This window comes from Streptomyces sp. NBC_01232, assembly GCF_035989885.1.
Lineage (GTDB): Bacteria > Actinomycetota > Actinomycetes > Streptomycetales > Streptomycetaceae > Streptomyces.
Map to the genome: position 1 here is coordinate 2,263,936 of NZ_CP108518.1, position 18,376 is coordinate 2,282,311.

The 18,376-nt window shown below is 73.5% G+C and carries 17 protein-coding genes; 8 read left to right on the top strand and 9 right to left on the bottom strand.

Going from position 1 to position 18,376, the window contains the following annotated elements; genetic code table 11:
- Positions 1–16 precede the first annotated feature (16 nt).
- Complete coding sequence (locus OG444_RS10640; protein ID WP_030762430.1) at positions 17–595, bottom strand: TerD family protein; 579 nt, start codon at positions 593–595, stop codon at positions 17–19.
- 87 nt (positions 596–682) lie between these two features.
- Positions 683–2,839, bottom strand: a complete 2,157-nt coding sequence (gene uvrB, locus OG444_RS10645; protein WP_327261924.1) for an excinuclease ABC subunit UvrB — start codon at positions 2,837–2,839, stop codon at positions 683–685.
- Between the two features lie 234 nt (positions 2,840–3,073).
- On the opposite strand from uvrB, the gene OG444_RS10650 reads away from it, so the two are divergent.
- The 3 genes from OG444_RS10650 to OG444_RS10660 all read left to right on the top strand — a co-directional run bounded on the left by OG444_RS10650 (position 3,074) and on the right by OG444_RS10660 (position 6,271).
- Positions 3,074–3,994 (top strand): glycerophosphodiester phosphodiesterase, encoded by a 921-nt coding sequence (locus tag OG444_RS10650; RefSeq protein WP_327261925.1) that lies wholly within the window; start codon positions 3,074–3,076, stop codon positions 3,992–3,994.
- Between the two features lie 92 nt (positions 3,995–4,086).
- Positions 4,087–4,659, top strand: a complete 573-nt coding sequence (locus OG444_RS10655; protein WP_327261926.1) for a methylated-DNA--[protein]-cysteine S-methyltransferase — start codon at positions 4,087–4,089, stop codon at positions 4,657–4,659.
- 373 nt (positions 4,660–5,032) lie between these two features.
- Positions 5,033–6,271 (top strand): MFS transporter, encoded by a 1,239-nt coding sequence (locus OG444_RS10660; RefSeq protein ID WP_442810747.1) that lies wholly within the window; start codon positions 5,033–5,035, stop codon positions 6,269–6,271.
- Here the strand turns inward: OG444_RS10660 and OG444_RS10665 are convergent.
- Both OG444_RS10665 and OG444_RS10670 read right to left on the bottom strand, forming a co-directional pair.
- Positions 6,261–6,647, bottom strand: coding sequence for a cupin domain-containing protein (locus OG444_RS10665; protein WP_327261927.1), 387 nt, complete (start codon positions 6,645–6,647; stop codon positions 6,261–6,263). The genes OG444_RS10660 and OG444_RS10665 overlap by 11 nt on opposite strands.
- A 104-nt stretch (positions 6,648–6,751) precedes the next feature.
- On the bottom strand, positions 6,752–7,522 hold the full coding sequence (locus OG444_RS10670) for a class I SAM-dependent methyltransferase (RefSeq protein ID WP_327261928.1): 771 nt from the start codon (positions 7,520–7,522) through the stop codon (positions 6,752–6,754).
- An 82-nt stretch (positions 7,523–7,604) separates the two neighbouring features.
- On the opposite strand from OG444_RS10670, the gene OG444_RS10675 reads away from it, so the two are divergent.
- Both OG444_RS10675 and OG444_RS10680 read left to right on the top strand, forming a co-directional pair.
- On the top strand, positions 7,605–8,549 hold the full coding sequence (locus OG444_RS10675; protein ID WP_327261929.1) for a pseudouridine-5'-phosphate glycosidase: 945 nt from the start codon (positions 7,605–7,607) through the stop codon (positions 8,547–8,549).
- Complete coding sequence (locus OG444_RS10680) at positions 8,546–9,445, top strand: carbohydrate kinase family protein (RefSeq protein WP_327261930.1); 900 nt, start codon at positions 8,546–8,548, stop codon at positions 9,443–9,445. Before OG444_RS10675 ends, OG444_RS10680 begins: the two co-directional genes overlap by 4 nt.
- A gap of 49 nt (positions 9,446–9,494) precedes the next feature.
- Here OG444_RS10680 and OG444_RS10685 read toward each other — a convergent pair whose 3' ends face one another.
- On the bottom strand, positions 9,495–10,178 hold the full coding sequence (locus OG444_RS10685; protein ID WP_327261931.1) for a uridine kinase: 684 nt from the start codon (positions 10,176–10,178) through the stop codon (positions 9,495–9,497).
- 94 nt (positions 10,179–10,272) lie between these two features.
- On the opposite strand from OG444_RS10685, the gene OG444_RS10690 reads away from it, so the two are divergent.
- Positions 10,273–11,718, top strand: a complete 1,446-nt coding sequence (locus tag OG444_RS10690; protein ID WP_327261932.1) for a WGR domain-containing protein — start codon at positions 10,273–10,275, stop codon at positions 11,716–11,718.
- A gap of 33 nt (positions 11,719–11,751) precedes the next feature.
- Here OG444_RS10690 and OG444_RS10695 read toward each other — a convergent pair whose 3' ends face one another.
- On the bottom strand, positions 11,752–12,123 hold the full coding sequence (locus OG444_RS10695) for a cupin domain-containing protein (protein ID WP_327261933.1): 372 nt from the start codon (positions 12,121–12,123) through the stop codon (positions 11,752–11,754).
- Between the two features lie 139 nt (positions 12,124–12,262).
- On the opposite strand from OG444_RS10695, the gene OG444_RS10700 reads away from it, so the two are divergent.
- On the top strand, positions 12,263–12,955 hold the full coding sequence (locus OG444_RS10700) for a DUF2293 domain-containing protein (RefSeq protein WP_327261934.1): 693 nt from the start codon (positions 12,263–12,265) through the stop codon (positions 12,953–12,955).
- On the opposite strand, the gene OG444_RS10705 is transcribed toward OG444_RS10700, so the two are convergent.
- Entirely contained in the window at positions 12,948–13,658 is a 711-nt protein-coding gene (locus OG444_RS10705; protein ID WP_327261935.1) for a chaplin, read from the bottom strand. The two genes, OG444_RS10700 and OG444_RS10705, sit on opposite strands and share 8 nt — an antisense overlap.
- A gap of 126 nt (positions 13,659–13,784) precedes the next feature.
- Between OG444_RS10705 and OG444_RS10710 the strand changes: the two genes are divergently transcribed.
- On the top strand, positions 13,785–14,333 hold the full coding sequence (locus OG444_RS10710) for a hypothetical protein (RefSeq protein WP_327261936.1): 549 nt from the start codon (positions 13,785–13,787) through the stop codon (positions 14,331–14,333).
- Here OG444_RS10710 and OG444_RS10715 read toward each other — a convergent pair.
- Positions 14,314–15,519 carry an SWIM zinc finger family protein gene (locus tag OG444_RS10715; protein WP_327261937.1) on the bottom strand — a complete coding sequence of 402 codons (1,206 nt, stop codon included), beginning with the start codon at positions 15,517–15,519 and terminating at the stop codon, positions 14,314–14,316. The two genes, OG444_RS10710 and OG444_RS10715, sit on opposite strands and share 20 nt — an antisense overlap.
- A complete protein-coding gene (locus OG444_RS10720) occupies positions 15,516–18,344 on the bottom strand; it encodes a DEAD/DEAH box helicase (RefSeq protein WP_327261938.1) in 2,829 nt (942 codons plus the stop codon). The genes OG444_RS10715 and OG444_RS10720 overlap by 4 nt, the downstream gene beginning before the upstream one ends.
- Positions 18,345–18,376: the final 32 nt, after the last annotated feature.

The window sequence follows — 18,376 nt, forward strand, 5'->3', positions numbered from 1 at the left end:
TCTTGTCCGGTACTGCTTACAGGTGCGGCAGGATCGCCGGCATGAGGTCCTGGAAGGTGCGGCCGTTGGCCGGGTTCCCGAGGGCCGTCATCTGCCAGCCGGCGCCCGCGCGGGACACCTTGGCCATGATCTGCGCGGTGTACTGACCGCCGCCGTCGAGGGTGTAACGAGCCAGTTCCTGGCCGTTGGTCTCGTCGACGATGCGGCAGAACGCGTTCTGCACTTCCTGGAACGTCTGGCCGGTGAAGGAGTTCACCGTGAAGACGATCTGGTCGATGTGCACCGGCACGCGCTGGAGGTCGACGAGGATCGCCTCGTCGTCCCCGCCCTGGCCGACGCCGCCGACGAGGTTGTCGCCGGTGTGGCGCACCGAGCCGTCGTCGCTCTGCAGGTGCCGGAAGAAGACCACGTCCACGGGCTGCTTGTCGGCGAAGAGCACCGCCGAGGCGTCGAGGTCGATCTCCCGGGTGCGCGAGCCGAACAGCCCGCGGCGCTTCGCCGCCTGCCAGCCGAGGCCCATCCGGACCGCGGTCAGCGTGCCTCCGTCCGCCTTCTGCAGACTGATGGCCTGACCCTTGGTCATGTTGACCGTCACGTACTGTCCCCTCTCCCTGGCCCGCCCCATGACGAGCGTGCAGCGTGTACCTGCGGCTGAGACCCAACCCTACTGACAGGCCTCCAGTCAGGCGAGGCCCGCTTCCTTCATCTGCCGCAACTCCTTCTTCAGCTCGCCGACCTCGTCGCGGATCCGGGCCGCGACCTCGAACTGGAGCTCGGCGGCCGCCCCGCGCATGCGCTCGGTCATCTGCTCGATGAGCGCGGCCAGTTCGGCCGCGGGCCGGTCGGTGAGCACCTCGACGCCCGCGGAGCCCTTTGCCCCCTTCGCACCCTTACCACCCGTCTTGGCCGCGGCCGCCCTGCCGCCGAGCGCCGGCACCGGGGCCTTGGCCCCCTTGCCGTCCTTCGCCTGCCGGTACCCGGTCCCGAGGAGCTCCTCGGTGTCGAGTTCCTCGCGGGCGATGGTGGCGACGATGTCGTTGATCTTCTTGCGCAGCGGCTGCGGGTCGATCCCGTTCGCCGTGTTGTAGGCGATCTGCTTCTCCCGGCGCCGGTTGGTCTCGTCGATGGCCTTCTCCATCGCCGGGGTCATCTTGTCCGCGTACATGTGGACCTGGCCCGACACGTTGCGCGCCGCGCGGCCGATCGTCTGGATCAGGGAGGTCCCGGAGCGCAGGAAGCCCTCCTTGTCGGCGTCGAGGATCGCCACCAGGGACACCTCGGGAAGGTCGAGGCCCTCACGGAGCAGGTTGATGCCGACCAGGACGTCGTACTCGCCGGCCCGCAGCTCGCGCAGCAGCTCGATGCGGCGCAGGGTGTCCACGTCGCTGTGCAGGTAGCGCACCTGGATGCCGAGCTCCAGGAAGTAGTCCGTGAGGTCCTCGGCCATCTTCTTGGTGAGCGTGGTGACGAGGATCCGCTCGTCTTTCTCGACCCGCTGCCGGATCTCGTGGACCAGGTCGTCGATCTGCCCCTCGGTGGGCTTGACCACGACCTCCGGGTCGATGAGGCCGGTGGGGCGGATGATCTGCTCGACGAAGCCGTCGCCGCGCGAGAGCTCGTACTTCCCGGGCGTCGCCGACAAGTAGACGGTCTGGCCGATCCGCTCCTGGAACTCCTCCCACTTCAGCGGCCGGTTGTCCAGGGCGGACGGCAGCCGGAACCCGTGGTCGACGAGGGTCCGCTTGCGGGAGGCGTCGCCCTCGTACATGGCGCCGATCTGCGGCACGGTGACGTGCGACTCGTCGATGACCAGGAGGAAGTCCTCCGGGAAGTAGTCGATGAGAGTGTTCGGCGCGGAGCCTCGCTCGCGGTCGTCCATGTGCAGCGAGTAGTTCTCGATGCCGGAGCAGGACCCGATCTGGCGCATCATCTCCAGGTCGTACGTCGTGCGCATGCGCAGCCGCTGCGCCTCCAGCATCTTGCCCTGCTTCTCCAGCTCGGCGAGGCGCTCGGCCAGCTCCGCCTCGATGCCGCGGACCGCCTTCTCCATGCGCTCGGGGCCGGCGACGTAGTGGCTGGCGGGGAAGACGTACAGCTCGCGGTCCTCGCTGATGACCTCGCCGGTCAGCGGGTGCAGCGTGGAGAGGGCCTCGATCTCGTCGCCGAACATTTCGATGCGGACGGCCAGTTCCTCGTAGACCGGGAAGATCTCGATGGTGTCGCCCCGCACCCGGAAGGTGCCGCGGGTGAAGGCCACGTCGTTGCGCGTGTACTGGATGTCCACGAAGCGGCGCAGCAGCTGGTCCCGGTCGGTCTCCTCGCCGACCTTGAGGGAGACCATCCGGTCGACGTACTCCTGCGGGGTGCCGAGGCCGTAGATGCAGGACACGGAGGCGACGACGATCACGTCCCGCCGGGTCAGCAGCGAGTTGGTCGCGGAGTGGCGCAGCCGCTCCACCTCCTCGTTGATCGAGGAGTCCTTCTCGATGTACGTGTCCGACTGCGGTACGTAGGCCTCGGGCTGGTAGTAGTCGTAGTACGAGACGAAGTACTCGACGGCGTTGTTCGGCAGGAGCTCGCGGAACTCGTTCGCCAGCTGGGCGGCGAGCGTCTTGTTCGGCGCCATGACCAGGGTGGGGCGCTGGAGCTTCTCGATCATCCAGGCGGTGGTCGCCGACTTGCCGGTGCCGGTCGCACCCAGCAGGACGACATCCTTCTCACCTGCACGGATGCGCTTCTCCAGCTCGGCGATGGCTGCCGGCTGGTCGCCGCTGGGCTGGTAGGGGCTGACGACCTCGAAAGGCGCCACCGTGCGTTCGATCTTCGATACGGGCCGCATGGGTCAACCGTACGACTCCCCACTGACACTCATGCAGCCCCTCGGCCCGGCGGCGCGCTCCGGCCGTCCCCCGCCGCCCCCGCGGCCGTCATTCATTCTGGTCCGTTTGTCGTAGTTCGGTGGCGGCTCGGTGATCTTCAGCCCCATGATCGCGGTGAAGTGCATCGCCACAACGTCTGCCGCTCCGCACCCGTCTGACGCAGGAACAGGGCTCACGACCCGAGGAGAACGCACATGTACGTCCGACCCGCCGCCGCGGCAGCCGCCGCATTCCTGGGCTTCACCCTCACCCTGCTGGGCGGGACGGCCTCGTACGCCGCCACCGCCACCGGCCCCGGATCCGCAACCGGCCCCGGCGCCGGCCGGGCAGCGCTGGGGGGCCCTGTCGTGTACGCCCACCGGGGGGCCTCGGCCTACGCCCCGGAGAACACGCTCGACGCGATCGACCTGGCGATGCGGATGGGCTTCGACTGGGTCGAGAACGACGTGCAGCGCACCAAGGACGGCGTGCTGGTGGTGATCCACGACGACACCCTGGCCCGCACCACTGACGTCGAGCAGCGGTTCCCGGGCCGGTCCCCCTGGAAGGTCAAGGACTTCACGGCGGCCGAGATCGCCGGGCTGGACGCGGGCAGCTGGTTCGGCGAGGAGTACGCGGGCGCCTCCGTGCCGACCCTGCGGGAGTACCTCGACCGGGTGCAGCGCAACCAGCAGCGGCTGCTGCTGGAGATCAAGAAGCCGGAGCTCTACCCGGGGATCGAGGAGCAGACCCTGCAGGTACTGGACGAGGCGGGCTGGCTCGACGCGCGCCACGTCGCGCAGCGTCTGGTGGTGCAGAGCTTCAGCGCCGACTGCGTGCGCATCGTCCACGGGCTGCGCCCGGATTTGGTGACGGCCTTCCTGGGCACCCCCGCCGTGGCGGACCTGCCGCGGTACGCGGAGTTCACCGACCGGATCAACCCGTGGCACACCACGATCTCGGCCGACTGGGTCTCGGCGGTGCACGGCCTGCGCGGTGCCCACGGCAGGGCCATGGAGGTGGACACCTGGATCGTGGACGACGCGGCGACCGCCCGGAAGGTGCAGGCCATGGGGGTCGACGGGATCATCACCAACGCCCCCGACGTGGTCCGGGAGGCCGTCGGCGGGTTCTGACCCCGGGACGGGGCGGGACGGGCGGGACGGGCGGAAAGGGCCGTGCGGGCGAACGGGGCGGCGCTGTCGGTCCCTGGCCGTACCGTGGACGCGTGGACAGCACCGAGCGGCCCCGCGGGCCGCACCTCGAATGGACCGTCGTCACCACCGACGGTGTCCTCGGCGGGCCCCTGCTCCTGGCCGCGACTCCGGAGGGGCTGGTCCGGATCGAGTTCCATGCCGAGCCGGACCGTGTCGACCGGATGATCGGCCCGCTCGTCTCCCGGCTCGGCGCCGACGCCCGGCGTCCCGCACCGGGCGAGGAGGAGCTGCTGGCCGAGCCGATACGCCAGCTCGCGGCGTACTTCGCGGGTTCGCTGCGGCGCTTCGAGCTGCCGCTGGACTGGCGCCTCAGCTCCGGCTTCAACCGGCAGGTGCTCCAGGAACTGGACCGTTCCGTGCCGTACGGCTCGGTCGTGGGCTACGGGGAGCTGGCCGCCCGCGTCGGACAGCCCGGGGCCGCCCAGGCCGTCGGCAATGCCATGGGATCGAACCCGCTGCCGCTGGTGGTGCCCTGCCACCGGGTGGTGGAGAACGACGGGGGCATCGGGGGCTTCGGCGGCGGGGTGGAGACCAAGCGACAGCTGCTCGCGCTGGAGGGCGTGCTCCCGCAGCCGCTGTTCTGAGCGCCGACGGGAGGGGTGCGGAGCCTTCCTGCCGGGCGCGGTCGCGAGCATGGCCCTGACCTGCGGATCCGACCGGACGAGCCGGACCGCGGACCGGCCGGAGCCGCGCCGGACTCCCGCCGGGATCCTGCCTGTCTCCTGTCGGACTCCTGTCAGACACGGGCACGGTTTCGCCGGGCGGTAAGGGCTGGCACACTGCGGCGGTGACTACTCCTGCCGCCGCACCCGGCCTCCCCGCGTCCCCCGCGCCCCGTGTCACGCACCCACGAAGCCGGTGTACGGCGTGACCGCCTCGCCCGGCACCGACCCGTCCGTGCGGCCCCTCGGCCCGCCCGAGCTGGCCCGGCTGCAGCGGCGCACCTCCCGGGTCCTCATGGCCGGGCAGGTCCTCGGCGGCCTCGGCGTGCCCATCAGCATCGCCCTGGCCCCCGTACTCGCCACCGAGGTCAGCGGCACCGAGGCGCTGTCCGGCGTCGCCTCCACCGCCGCCGTGATCGGCTCCGCCCTGGTCTCGCTGCCGCTCGCCGCGCTGATGACCGCGCGCGGCCGCCGCCCCGGGCTGGTCCTGGCCTACGGGATCGGCGCGGCCGGAGCGGTCCTGGTCGTCGTCGCCGCCACCGTCAAGAACTTCCCGCTGCTGCTGCTCGGCATGGCCGCCTTCGGCGCAGCCTCCTCGGCGAACCTGCAGGCCCGGTTCGCCGCCGCCGACCTCGCCGCCCCCGACCGTCGCGCCCGGGCCATCTCGCTCGTGGTCTGGGCGTCGACCATCGGCGCGGTGCTCGGCCCCAACCTGTCCGCACCGGCCAGCCGCAGCTTCGCCGGCACCGCGATACCCGAGACGGCCGGCCCGTTCGTCTGGGCCGCCGCCGTCTTCCTCCTGACCGGCGCACTGATGGGCGTACTCCTGCGACCCGACCCGCTGCTGACGGCCCGGGCGCTCGCCACGCCCGAGGAGCAGAGCCGCGAAGGGCGCTCGCTGCGGGCCGGATTCGCCGCGGTGAAGGCGTCACCGCGGGCCCGCCTCGCCCTCCTCACCGTCGCCGTCTCCCACACCACCATGGTCTCGATCATGGTGATGACCCCCGTGGACCTCGGACACCACGGCGCCGGCCTGGAGCTCATCGGGCTGGTGATCAGCATCCACATCGCGGGCATGTTCGCCTTCTCCCCCGTGATGGGCTGGCTCGCGGACCGGCTCGGCCGGCTCTCCGTGATCGGCCTGGCCGCCGGGCTCCTCTCGGTCGCCGCGCTGCTCGCCGGAACGGCGGGGTCCAGCCACGGCCGCAGCACCCTCGGCCTCTTCCTGCTCGGCCTCGGCTGGTCCGCGGGGATGGTGTCCGGCTCGGCCCTGCTGACCGACTCGGTGCCGCAGCCCGCACGGGCCGCCGTACAGGGACTGAGCGACCTCACGATGAACGCGGCCGCGGGCGTGGGCGGAGCGGCCGCCGGGCTGATCATGTCCGGCGCGGGCTACGGCTGGCTGAACGCCGTCGGCGCCGCGCTGCTGCTGCCGGTGGCGACGCTCGCGCTCTACACGGCGCGCCGCCACCCCGTACCGCCGGCGGCGGCTCCCGCTGCCGCGCCGGCTCCCTCGAAGGGCGTCAGTAGCTGATCTGGTAGGCCTTGCGCAGCGTCTCGTGCACGGTCCAGGTCGTGCGGTCGCCCTCGCGCAGGACGCACGCGGAGCCGGGGCCCACCTCCAGCGTCGCGCCGCCCTCGACCTCGACGGTGGCGCGGCCGCTGACCACCACGAACAGCTCGTCGGCCTCGACGTCGGTGACCACACCCGGGGTGATCTGCCAGATCCCGCGCACCTGCTTGCCGTCCGGCGACTCCCACAGCACCTTGCCGGTGACGACGGGCTCGCCGGAGACGATCTGTCCGGGGTCGAGGTCGTCGGCCTCCAGCTCCACGTCCGCGACGGAGACGGCGAAGGAAGCGGGGGCGGGCGCAGGGGCCGGGGCGGTGGAGTGATCGCTGGTGCTCATGGCGCGCCAGCCTAGTGCGGCCCGCCGGGCGGCGCGGTGACCACAGCGTCCAGGAACGGGCCGCCGCACGAGTCACCCTGTCCAGCGGCCGCGCCCGGCGCCGGTCAGGGTCGGGCCGGGCGCCGGGCGGCCAGTACGGGCTGGTGGAAGCCGGTGTCCGCCGGCGCGTGCCAGAGGGCATCGGCGAAGCCGGCCCGCCGGGCGTACCCGGCCGTCTCCTCCTCGGGCAGCGCCCAGTACGCCGTGCTCGACATCCGCGTGGTCCAGGTGTCGCCGGCCGGCAGCAGCTGGAACAGCTCCAGGTCGTACCGCTCCCCGTCGGCGTGCCAGTGCCACAGCTGGAAGGTGACCGTCCGCCCCTCGGGGCCGTGGTGGACGTGCGGGGGCTCGCTCTGCGGCCGTGCCCGGCGCAGCTCCCCGTACGGGCGCGTGGAGAGCAGGAGCAGTCCGCCGGGGCGCAGCACCCGCAGGGTTTCGGCCAGGGCCGCGGACACGTCCCGGGCGGTCAGCAGGTGCGGCAGGGCGTTGTCGGCGCAGACCACGGCGTCGAAGGAGGCGTCCGCGAAGGGCAGGGCGCGCATGTCGGCGACGGCGACGGGCAGGGCGAGGGAGCGCTGCGCGGCCTCGCGGGCGGCGCGGGCCACGGAGGCGGGGCTGAGGTCGGTCCCGGTGACCCGGTGGCCCAGCACCGCGAGGCCCAGTGCCTGGGTTCCGATGCCGCAGGCGTTGTCGAGCACCGTGTGCGGTCCGGGGCCCAGTGCGGCGGTGAGCAGGGAGTCGAGGGCCCTGCCCTGGCGGGTCGTACTGGCGTCCCAGTCCGCGTAGATGAGGTCGTACCGGCCCGCCAGCTCGTCGTAGAAGCCGCTCGTGTCCATGGGGGAACGCTACTCGGACAGGTTGGGACGGGTGTGGCGCGTGAGCGTTTGGAGGCGGCAATCCCGTGCCATGGATGGGGACATGTCACAGCACAGAGCAACTGCATCCCTGTCCGGTGGACCGGTCCTGTCGGCCGAGGTACGCGAGGCACTCGCCCGGGGAAAGCCCGTGGTGGCCCTGGAGTCGACGATCATCGCGCACGGTCTGCCCCGCCCCCGCAATCTGGCGGTGGGCCTCGAACTGGAGGCCCTGGTCCGTGCGGAGGGCGCCGTTCCAGCGACGATCGCCGTCGTGGACGGGGTGCCGTACGCGGGCCTGGACAAGGAGCAGCTGGAGCGGATCGCGGCAGGCGACGGGGTGCGCAAGCTCGGCCACCGGGATCTCGCCCCCGCGCTGGCGACGGGCGCGACCGGGGCGACGACGGTGTCCGCGACGGCCTTCCTCGCCGCCCGGGCGGGTCTGCGGGTCTTCGCCACGGGCGGGCTGGGCGGCGTGCACCGGGAGTGGGCCCACACGCAGGACGAGTCGGCGGACCTGTCGTTGCTGGCGCGGACCCGGATCACCGTGGTGTGCGCGGGCGTGAAGTCGATCCTGGACGTGCCGGGCACGTTGCAGCGGCTGGAGACGCTGGGCGTGGGGGTGCTCGGCTACGGGACCGACCGCTTCCCCGGGTTCTACCTGGCCGACTCCGGTGAACCGGTGGACTGGACCGTGCACCGGCCCGAGGAGGTCGCGGCGGTGATGGCCGCTCAGGACGCGCTGGGCGGAACGGAGTCGGCGCTGCTGGTGGCCAATCCGGTGGCGCGGGAGGAGCAGCTGGATCCGGAGCTCCACGACCGGGTGCTGGCGCAGGCGCTCGCCGAGTGCCGCAAGCGCGGGATCACGGGGCAGGCGGTGACACCGTTCCTGCTGGGGTTCCTGGTACGGGCGACGGACGGGGCCTCGCTGGAGGCGAACCTGGCGGCGGTGCGCGGCAACGTGCGGCTCGGGGCCCGGATCGCGGGGGCCTGGGCGGCACGGGCATGACCGGACCGGGGGCGTTGCTCGTCGTCGGGGACGTGGTGACGGACGTGGTGGCCATACATCCGGATCCACTGGCTCCGGCCACGGACACCGTGGCCCGCATCCGGACCCTGCCGGGCGGGGCCGGGGCCAACGCGGCGTGCTGGGCGGCCCGTACGGGGAGCGCGGAGGTACGTCTCCTGGCGCGGGTGGGCGCCGAATCGGCGCGCTGGCACGAGCGGGCGCTGGTGGACGCGGGGGTGCGGCCGCGGCTGGTGATCGACGTGCAGGAGCCGACCGGGACGGTCGTCGCCCTGGTCGGCAAGGACGCGGAGCGGACGTTCCTGACGGACAGCGGGGCCTCGCTGCGGCTGTGCCCCGCCGACTGGGCCCCGTCCCTGCTGGACGGGGCGGCCCATCTCCACCTGTCCGGTTATCTGTTCTTCGCCGACAGCAGCCGGGAGCTGGCCATGGTCGCGCTGCGGGCGGCCCGGACGCGGGGGGTGCCGGTGAGCGTGGACCCCGCCTCGGCCGGGTTCCTGGCCGCTCTGGGGCCGCAGCGCTTCCTCGACGCCGTGGCGGGGGCGGAGATCCTGCTGCCCAACGAGGACGAGGCCCGGCTGCTGGCCGGACTGCCGGAGCCGGCCGGGGTGGCCCGGGCGGCGGCGGAACTCAGCCGGCGGGTGCCGCTGGTGGTGGTGACCCGGGGCGCGGCCGGGGCGCTGATCGCCGAACGCGGGCGGATCACCGCCGAGGTGGAGGCGGAGCAGGCCGAAGCGGTGGACTCCACGGGCGCCGGGGACGCCTTCACCGGGGGCTTCCTGGCGGCCCGGCTGGAGGGCGCGGACCCGGCGGAGGCCGCCCGCGCCGGGTGCCGGGCCGCGGCGCTGGCGGTGACCCGGCCGGGCGGCCGGCCGTAGCGGACGGCGCAATGCGCCTGTCGTGGCCGGCGGCGTCGGCGGCGGGCCGTCAGCGGTTCCGGATGCCCGTCCAGGCGGGATGGCGGGGGTCGTCGGCCCGGACCACGGCGTCGGCGGCCGACACCGGGTCGGTCTCGGCCTCGTAGCGCGCGAAGGCGGGCAGCGTCCAGTGCGCGGACTCCTCGGTGCGGCGGGCGAGCGCCCCCGCGGAGAGCCGGATGTGGACGCTCAGGTCGAAGGGGTACCAGTGGCCCAGCAGCAGCGGGCCGTGCACGAGCAGCACGCCGCCGGGCGGGAGTTCGGCGTAGGGGCTGCGGGTGGCCCGGTCGGTCACCGGGTCCCAGAGGTCGGGGAGCACCCGCCCGGTGCCACCGGGGTCGGTCGGGCCGAACACCTCCCGCCAGAGCGCGGCCGTGTCGTACCAGCCGCCGAGGTAGGAGTCCACGTCCTGGCGGCCGAACTCGAAGCGCAGCGAGGCCGGCCGCAGGAAACCGTCGGCCGCCACCACCAAAGACGGGCGTCCGCGCAGCCGCAGCGCTTCGGCGAGCCGGCCGGCGAGCGCGCCGGTACCGGCGGCGGGCGCTCCGTCAATGCCCACCCGCTGCCAAGTGCCCTGCTCGGGGGCGTTGTCGCGGTCGTTGTCGCGGTCGTTGTCGAGGTCGTTGTCGAGGTCGTCGAGGTGACCGGCGAGCCGCTCGGCCATCCGCTGCCATGTGATCGCTTCCCACTGCACCGGCCCATTGTCAGTGGTGGGCCTTAGCGTTTTTCACGAGGGATCACCGGCCGCAAAGGAAGTCGGCGGCCCGTGCTTTGGGGAGAGGTTTGTCATGGCTCGGGAGACCACGTATCTGGAGCTGTCGCAGGACGACGGCGGGGCGCACAAGTTCTACGAGGTGACCGTGGACGGCACGGCCGTCTCCGTGCGGTACGGACGCATCGGCGCGGACGGCCAGCTGCAGACCTCTTCCTTCCCGAGCGCCGAGAAGGCCAGGGCGGCCGCCGCGAAGAAGATCGGGGAGAAGGTCCGCAAGGGCTACGCCCCGGCCGTGCAGGGGCAGCGCGCCGCCCGGTCGGTGACCCGCCGCCAGGTGGCCTCGGCGCCGTCGACGGCGCGTGCGGTGGCCCCGGTGCTGTGGCGTTTCCGTACCGGGTCCTCGGCCTTCGGCATCCACGTGGACGAGGACCGCTGCTGGGTCGGCAATCAGGCCGGCGATGTCTACACGCTGAGCCACGGCGGTGAGGTGCTGGCCCGGTATTCGCTGCCGGACGGGGTGAAGTGCCTGGTGGCGGACGAGTTCTGGATATACGCGGGCTGCGACGACGGCACGGTGTACGACCTGTCGTCGAAGGTCCCCTTCGGGGCCTACGCGATCGCCGCGGACGTGGACATCTACTGGCTCGACATCCACGAGGGCGTGCTCAACGTCTCCGACGCGAACGGCGGCCTGACCGTCATCGACCACGAGGACGAGCACCAGTGGTCGCGCAAGTCCGCCGGCGGCGGTGCCTGGATGGTCCGGGCGGACGAGCGGGCGGTCTACCACGGGCACAGCGGCGGTGTGACGGCCTACGCGGCCAACGGCACCGGGCAGTTGTGGCACACCAGGACGCCCGGCGGGGTGCTGTTCGGCTGGCAGGAGGAGCACTCGGTCTATGCGGGCACGGTCCGCAACACCGTGCAGCGGCTGTCGAAGGCGACCGGGGCCGTGGAGGCCTCCTACGCGTGCGACGCGGCGGTGTACTCGTGCGCGACCTCGCCCGACGGACGGCACGTCTTCGCCGGGGACTCCTCCTCCTCGGTCTACTGCTTCGACGCCGACGGACGGCGGCTGTGGAAGCTGGGGACGGGCGGCGGGTCGGCGCTGTCGATGCAGTACCTGGACGGGCGGCTGTACCTGGTCACCACGGACGGATCGCTGGTCTGCGTGGATGCGACGGAGCAGGCGATCGCGGCGGCCCAGCAGGGCTCGGTGCCCGCGCCGATGGACGTGAAGTCGGCGGAGGCGCTGCCGGTGTTCACCCCGGCCGCGTCGGCCTCGGCGGTGGCGACGATATCGATGGCCGCGGCCCCGGCGGGCGGCGTGGTGGTGGAGTGCGTCCAGCAGGGCAACCGGATGCGGGTGCAGGTGGTGTCGGGCGGCTTCGACCCCTCGTGGAACGTGCAGTTCCCCCGGGGGATACGGGAGGCGGGCGCCCGGTACGTGGTGGACGGGCTGCACGCGGCCTCGGGCGGCTTCTACCGGGTCCGCGGGGAGATCCGCCGGCTGGTGTGAGGCTGCCGCCCGCGGGTCCTGCCCGGCCGGGGTTCAGTGGCTGTGCGGTCCGCAGACCTCCGGTGTGATCCCGGGCGGGGCCGGGGTGGGTATCGCGAAGGGGGCGCCCTCCGGGAGCGCGGGAGTCACGCGGAGCACCACCGGCTCGGTACCGAGGTTGTGGCCCAGGTGGATGTGCCGGATGCCCGCGGGTTCCACGAAGCTTGTCCCCGCCGGATGCACCTCGACGGTGCGGTCGTGCAGGACCCGCGTCAGGGTCCCTGCCAGGACCACCGCGTCCAGCCGGACGCGGTGGAAGTGCCAGCCGGTGCAGCCGCCCGGCGGGATGACTATCTCCCGGCCACTCGGGAAGGTGGCCACGCACGCCCCGCTCGGCCGTACCGCCATCGCCTGCCGCCCACCCATGTGCCCTCCTCGGCCGGACCCCGGTCGGTCCACCGCTCCACCGTAAAAGGACCGTGGGGCATCCAGGAACAGTCGACGAAACATCAACATGCCTTCTTCACCAGGTGATATGAGGGTCATACAGCGGTATCACACGTCTATGAGCCTGGTGGTTTTTGAGTCGCTGAAGCAGATCCACTGCGCCGACTGCCGGCAGGGCCCGCTCCGGCACCTCGTGCGCGAGTCCGGCGTACCCCGCTGCCTGGACTGTACGGATCTCGGCCATCTCGTCTATCTCCCGCGCGGGGACACGGCGCTCACCCGCCGCTCCCGCGAGGCCAGTTCGCTGTGCGCCGTCGTCGTCCGCTTCAACAGGCGCCGCCACCGCTACGAACGCCTGGGGCTCCTCGTCGAGGAGGCCGCCCTGGCCCGCGCGGAACGCGCCTGTCTCGCGGACTCCGAGGCGCGGGCGCGCCGCCGGGAGCGCGACCGGCGGCGCCGCGCGGCCGAGGACACCCGGTTCACGGCGGCGTTCGCCGCCGAGATCGTGCGGCTGTTCCCCGGATGTCCCGCCGACCGGGCCGTGGCGATCGCCACCCATGCCTCGGTGCGCGGCAGCGGCCGGGTGGGCCGTACCGCGGCCGGCCGCGCCCTCGACGAACTGGCGGTGTCGGTCGCGGTACGAGCGGCGGTGCGGCACACGGACACCGAGTACGACGCGCTGCTGATGGCGGGAGTGCCGCGTTTCGCGGCCCGCGCCCGGCTGGCCCCGCGGATCGATGCCATTCTGGACGGATGGCGTACGCCGCCCGGGAAGCAGCCTCCCGCGTCCGCTCCTCAGCCGATCAGTTGAGGCGGAAGCGGCGGTAGAGGAGGACACCGCCCAGGAGGAGCGCTCCGCCGCCGGGCAGCAGGTACCCGACGCCGTCGGAGCCGGTGTGGGCGAGCGCCGTCGCCTCGCTGTGCCGCGGCGGGGCGGGCCGGGGGGCCGGCTCGGCGGGCCGGACCGGAGCCGGGGGCGTGGTCACGGGCTCTTCGACGACGGGCGGCTGGACGGGCTTGCCACCCGTGGGCTCCTCGCCGTTGACGGACGTGTTGCCCTGCGAGGAGTTGCCGATGCCGACCACGCTCACCGCGTTGCCGCTGATGTTCAGCGGGAGTTCGACCGGGAGCTGGAGGCCGTTGCCGGAGAGAACTCCCGGTGAATCCTTTCCGCGACCCTCGGCGACCGCCCCTCCCCCGTTCCCGGACCGTGACGTCGAGGAATCCGCGGCCCTCGACCCGGAATGCCCTCCGCCACCGGCCGGCGCCTCATTGGCACAGCGGTTCCCGGCGGCCGAGTTGAGGACGCCGACCACGCTCACGGTGTTCCCGCACGCGTTCACCGGTACGTGCACCGGCAGTTGGACGAGGTTTCCGGACAGCAGACCCGGCGAGCGCTCGGCCCGGCCGGCCGCGTCCGCGTCGGCATGGGCGAATCCGCCCACACCCGCGACCGCCAGTCCGCCTCCCGCAACCACCGCCGCGATCAAGCCATTCCGACGACTGTGACGCATCAGTTTTCCTGCCTTCCGGACGAGTTCGCGGGTAATGTCCCCGCACCGGAAACAACGCGTCGACCCCATTCGGGTTATAGAGACGGTAGGCATTTCACTCAATCGTGTACTGGGTACTGGGACTTCATGACTGAACGCCCGCTGCTCCTCCTCGACGTGGACGGCCCTCTCAACCCCTTCCGGTCCCCTCTCGCCGGCCTGCGCGGATACCGGAGCCACCGGATGTGGCCGGACGTCTGGCTCTCCTACCGTGACCCCGAGTCCCGCAGGGCCCGGCGCGGCGCCCGGGTGCGCCTCCACCCCACGCACGGCGCCCGGCTGCTGGCCCTGCCGTTCGAGCTCACCTGGGCCACCGCCTGGACCCACCAGGCCAACACGATGATCTCCCCGCACATCGGGCTGCCGGGCGACCTCTCCGTCGTCGAGTGGCCCGAACTCTTCGCCGAGGACCCCGACGGGCTCTCGTGGAAGACCCGCCACCTGCGCGACTGGGCGGCCGGCCGGCCCTTCGCCTGGGTCGACGACATGATCACCCCGCGCGACCGCGCCTGGGTCGCCGAACACCACCCGGGCCCGGCCCTCCTGCTGCGCATCCACCCGCGTCACGGCCTGCGCGACCGCGACTTCACCACCCTGACCCGCTGGGCGGAAGGCATCAGCCCAGCAGCGCGCTGACCGGGTCCGTCGAGGGCAGGCCCCTGGGCCACCAGTCGTTGTCGCCCAGCCGGTCCTCGTAGCAGTACCAGAGGCCGTCGCGGCCGAGGCGGAGCTGGCGGGTGTGGATCGTCAGGCGGTTGCGGTCGGGGCGGAAGGCGCCCTGGCCTGCTGCGAGGAGCGCCGGGCGGGCCCGGTCGAAGGGACCGGCCGGCGGGTCCCAGGGCTCTTCGAGGGCGTCGAGGGCCGGGCGGCCGCCCTGGCGCCAGGCCGCCGCGGCCCGGGCGAGGTCGGTGGTGCTGCGGCCGGTGGCCCGGGCCAGGTCCCGGTAGAGGGTGCGGGCCGCGCCCGTCAGTCCGGCCGTGGGGTGCGCGGAGGCCAGCCGGACGGCGTCCTGCCACAGGGTGAGTCCGGCGATCGGGTCCTCTCCGGTGGTGAGCAGGGCGAGGGCGCGGGCGGCCGCGTCGGAGGCGAGCTGGTCCAGTGCCAGCGGGTCCGGCGCCGCCGGGTCGGCCGGGCAGGCGGGCGGCAGGCCCACCGCGGCCGGCACGGGAAGCGGCGCGGGCAGCAGCGGCAGACCGGTCCGGGCGAGCGCCGCCCGGGCCGGAACGCCGGGGAAGCCGGGCGCCGCATCGGGCTGTTCGCGCGCGGCATGGGCGGCATTGCGGCGGGTGAGCTCGTCGAGGAGCTCCCGCTCCCCCCGGCCGCGCAGGAGCAGCAGGACGAAGGGGTCCTCGTCCAGGAGCCGGGCCGCCCGGTAGCAGAGGGCCGCCGCGTGCTTGCACGGCGGACGCCCGAAGTCCGGGCAGGAGCAGTGCGGGACGAGCTCGCCCGCGCCGGGCAGGACGCTCTCCGCGAGCGACTGAGGGACCTCCCGCTCCAGCAGGGCGGCGAGCGCCGCGGGGTCGGCCGCGACGGCCTCCAGCAGTTCGCTCCACTCCCGGTCCGCGAAGGCGGGCAGGGTCAGCTCGGTGCGGTACGGGCGGGGCCGGCTGCCCCGGACGTACGCCACGATCCGGCCGGGGGTGACCGTGACCGCGTCGACGTGCCCCGCCTCGGCGTACCCACGCCCCCGGGTCAGGCGGGCCGTGTCGTGGGAGACCTCCTCCAGCGCCGACACCCAGGCCCGGCCCCACCAGCTGACTGCCTCGGCCCCGGCGGGCACGGTCTCGAAGGTACGGCGGCGGTCGTCCCGTGCGGTGATCATCCGGGCCTCCGCAGGGAGACGAGGTCGGCCAGCTCGCGGTCGGTCAGCTCCGTCAGCGCCGACTCCCCGGAGCCCAGGACGGCATCCGCCAGGGCCCGCTTCGCCTCCAGCATCTCGGCGATCCGGTCCTCGACGGTGCCCTCGGCGATGATCCGGTGGACCTGGACGGGCTGGGTCTGGCCGATGCGGTAGGCGCGGTCGGTGGCCTGTTCCTCGACGGCCGGGTTCCACCAGCGGTCGAAGTGGATGACGTGCCCGGCCCGGGTGAGGTTCAGACCGGTGCCGGCCGCCTTCAGGGACAGCAGGAAGACCGGGACCTCACCCGCCTGGAAACGGTCCACGAGCTCCTCGCGGCGCGGCACCGGCGTCCCGCCGTGCAGCAGCTGGGAGCTGATCCCGCGGGCCTGCAGGTGCCGTTCCATCAGGCGGGCCATCGTCACGTACTGGGTGAAGACCAGCACCGAGCCGCCCTCGGCCAGGATCGTGTCCAGCAGCTCGTCCAGGAGGGCGAGTTTGCCCGAGCGGTGCGGGATCCGGGGCTGCTCCTCCTTCAGGTACTGCGCGGGGTGGTTGCAGATCTGCTTGAGCGAGGCCAGCAGCTTCATGATCATGCCGCGGCGTTCCATGCCCTCGCTCGACTCGATCACGGCCATCGCCTCGTCCACCGCGGCCCGGTAGAGCGAGGCCTGCTCCCGGGTGAGGGAGACCGGGTGGTCGGTCTCCGTCTTCGGCGGCAGCTCGGGCGCGATGCCGGGGTCGGACTTCTTGCGGCGCAGCAGGAACGGCCGCACGAGCGCCGACAGCCGGGCGACCGCCGCCTCGTTGCCCCCGTCCTCCTCCGTCTGGTGCTCCACCGGCCGGGCGTGGCGGGCCCGGAAGGCGGTGAGCGGGCCCAGCAGTCCCGGCGTGGTCCAGTCGAGCAGGGCCCACAGCTCGGAGAGGTTGTTCTCCACCGGGGTACCGGTCAGCGCCACCCGGGCCGGTGCCGGCACCGTGCGCAGCGCCTTCGCCGTCGCCGAATGCGGGTTCTTGACGTGCTGCGCCTCGTCGGCGACGACCATGCCCCAGCTCTGTTCGGCGAGCAGGGGTGCGCTCGCGCGCATCGTCCCGTACGTGGTGAGGACGAACCCGCCCGCACACGCCGTCAGGTCCTCGATGCTGCGGCTGCCGCCGTGGAAGCGGCGCACGGGTGTGCCGGGGGCGAACTTCTCGATCTCCCGCTGCCAGTTGCCGAGGAGGGACGCGGGGCACACGACGAGCGTCGGCTCGGGCCGGTCCCGGTGCAGGTGCAGCGCGATCAGCGTGACGGTCTTGCCCAGGCCCATGTCGTCGGCGAGGCAGCCGCCGAGCCCGAGGGAGGTCATCAGGTCCAGCCATGCCAGGCCGCGCGCCTGGTAGTCGCGCAGGGTGGCCTTGAGGGCGGCGGGCTGCGGCAGCGGCGGCTGCTCCCCGGTCAGCCGGTCCCGCAGGGCGGCCAGCGCCCCCACCGGAACCGCCTCGACGGGCTCGCCACCGATGTCGGCCGTCCCGGTCAATACGGTGGCCAGCGCGTCGACCGGGTCCAGCACGCCCAGCTCCCGCTTGCGCGCCTTGCGCACCAGGTCCGGATCGACCCGCACCCACTGGTCCCGCAGTCGGACGACGGGCCGGTGCGCCTGGGCCAGCGCGTCCATCTCCCCCGGGGTGAGCCGGTCGCCGCCCAGCGCCAGCTCCCAGGAGAAGGCGAAGAGGTGCTCGGCGTCGAAGAAGGCGGTCCCGTCGGTCGCCGAACCGGGGGCGGTGGACCGTACGACGGCGGTCGCCGAGAGCGTACGGGCCAGCTCGCGCGGCCAGTGGACCAGGACTCCGGCGGCCGCCAGCCGGCTCGCGGCCACCCCCAGCAGGTCCTCCAGCTCCGGGTCGGACAGGGCGAGCGCATCGGGCACGGGCTGGTCCAGCAGGCGCAGCAGGGGCGGCCAGACCCGGGCGGCCCGGCGCAGCGCGAGCACGGCGTCGATCCGGGCGCGCGGGCCGAAGCCGGCGGCCGCCGTGCCCGCCCACAACTGCCCGGCATCGGTGACCAGGGTCGGATCGGCGAGGCTGTGCACCTGCACGACGGCGGCACCGGCACGCCGGGTGTCGTCCTCCTCGGCCTCGTCGAAGAGGCGGAAGGAGGACAGGTCGAGCCGGAGCGAGATCCCCACGCCGGTGTCGGATCCGGCCGCGACCTGCGCGGCCCAGTCCCTTATCCCGGGCACCTGTTGCGGCTCCCGCGCGGCGAACGGACGCCCGGCGGCCACGGCAGCGGCCGGGGTACGGGGCAGACCGTCGGCGACGGCGTCGAGGAAGGCGCGGACCAGCGCCTCCGGTTCGGGCAGCTGGAGCGGACGGCGCCCGGCCAGGGGCGTCGCGTACCCCTCGTGCGGCAGCGCGGCGGCGACCGCGCGCAGATGGTCGATGTCGGCGGCGTCCAGCGGCCCGGCCCGCCAGGCGTCGACGCCCTCGGGGGTGAGCCCGGGAAGCAGCCGGCCGCGGGCGGCGAGGGTGAGCGCCTGCCGGGCGGCGGTGCCCCAGGCTCGGGTGGCGGGATGCGCGGCGGGGCTGCGCGGGGCCTGCGCGAGCAGGGGCAGGGCGGAGGCGACGGAGAAGGTCACCGCGGGCACGGTCCGGCTGCGGACCCCGTCGCCGTGCGGGCGCACGACGGTGAGCGGCCCCTGCCTCCCGGTCTCGGGCAGGGCGTCCCCGTCGGGCGCCCAGAAGGCGACCCGCCCCTCGCGGGGGACGGCGGCGGGCAGGAAGACCGCGGCGTGGCGCAGCAGTGCGCCGGCGTGCGGCTGCGGTGTCATCGTGTCCCCCTCCCCTTCGGTTCCCATCGGTA

Excerpts from the sequence above, each read along its gene's own strand:
- OG444_RS10690 (WP_327261932.1), top strand. The coding sequence starts at position 10,273 with ATGGCTCGGGAGACCACGTATCTGGAGCTGTCGCAGGACGACGGCGGG.
- OG444_RS10680 (WP_327261930.1), top strand. The coding sequence starts at position 8,546 with ATGACCGGACCGGGGGCGTTGCTCGTCGTCGGGGACGTGGTGACGGAC.
- OG444_RS10675 (WP_327261929.1), top strand. The coding sequence starts at position 7,605 with ATGTCACAGCACAGAGCAACTGCATCCCTGTCCGGTGGACCGGTCCTG.
- OG444_RS10700 (WP_327261934.1), top strand. The coding sequence starts at position 12,263 with ATGAGCCTGGTGGTTTTTGAGTCGCTGAAGCAGATCCACTGCGCCGAC.
- uvrB (WP_327261924.1), bottom strand. The coding sequence starts at position 2,839 with ATGCGGCCCGTATCGAAGATCGAACGCACGGTGGCGCCTTTCGAGGTC.
- OG444_RS10705 (WP_327261935.1), bottom strand. The coding sequence starts at position 13,658 with ATGCGTCACAGTCGTCGGAATGGCTTGATCGCGGCGGTGGTTGCGGGA.
- OG444_RS10650 (WP_327261925.1), top strand. The coding sequence starts at position 3,074 with ATGTACGTCCGACCCGCCGCCGCGGCAGCCGCCGCATTCCTGGGCTTC.
- OG444_RS10710 (WP_327261936.1), top strand. The coding sequence starts at position 13,785 with ATGACTGAACGCCCGCTGCTCCTCCTCGACGTGGACGGCCCTCTCAAC.
- OG444_RS10665 (WP_327261927.1), bottom strand. The coding sequence starts at position 6,647 with ATGAGCACCAGCGATCACTCCACCGCCCCGGCCCCTGCGCCCGCCCCC.
- OG444_RS10720 (WP_327261938.1), bottom strand. The coding sequence starts at position 18,344 with ATGACACCGCAGCCGCACGCCGGCGCACTGCTGCGCCACGCCGCGGTC.
- OG444_RS10695 (WP_327261933.1), bottom strand. The coding sequence starts at position 12,123 with ATGGGTGGGCGGCAGGCGATGGCGGTACGGCCGAGCGGGGCGTGCGTG.
- OG444_RS10660 (WP_442810747.1), top strand. The coding sequence starts at position 5,033 with ATGGCCGGGCAGGTCCTCGGCGGCCTCGGCGTGCCCATCAGCATCGCC.
- OG444_RS10715 (WP_327261937.1), bottom strand. The coding sequence starts at position 15,519 with ATGATCACCGCACGGGACGACCGCCGCCGTACCTTCGAGACCGTGCCC.
- OG444_RS10670 (WP_327261928.1), bottom strand. The coding sequence starts at position 7,522 with ATGGACACGAGCGGCTTCTACGACGAGCTGGCGGGCCGGTACGACCTC.